Here is a 408-nt window from a genome sequence, read left to right as displayed (position 1 = left end):
CAGCAATGTCACCTCGACCTTGAACATCAGCGTCACCCCGGTCGACGACAGCTTCACCGACATCAGCGACACCGTGACCACCAGCGCAGACGCCCCAGTCAGCGGCAGCGTTCTTAACGGGACGTCGAGCGTTGATGGTCCGGTCAGCGTGCTCAATTTCACCATAGGTGAAACCACCTACGCCGCCGGCAGCACCGCGAACATCACCAACGTTGGCACCCTGGTGCTTGCCGCCAATGGCGCTTACACCTTCACCCCGGCCGCCAATTACAACGGCGCGGTGCCTAGCGTGAGCTACACCGTGACTGACGGTTCCGGCAGCAATGTCACCTCGACCTTGAACATCAGCGTCACCCCGGTCGATGACAGCTTCACCGACATCAGCGAAACCGTGACCACCAGCGAAGA

The 408-nt window shown here is 60.8% G+C and carries 1 protein-coding gene; it reads left to right on the top strand.

Annotated features, from left to right (window positions below; all coding sequences use genetic code 11):
• On the top strand, nucleotides 1–408 hold a 408-nt coding region (locus tag WLY71_RS30760), incomplete at both ends, for a cadherin-like domain-containing protein (RefSeq protein ID WP_347806592.1).

Origin of the sequence: Pseudomonas rossensis (genome assembly GCF_039888995.1) — a bacterium.
Lineage (GTDB): Bacteria > Pseudomonadota > Gammaproteobacteria > Pseudomonadales > Pseudomonadaceae > Aquipseudomonas > Aquipseudomonas rossensis.
The sequence above is the reverse complement of the archived record's forward strand: the minus strand, read 5'-3'. Positions and strand labels throughout refer to the sequence as shown.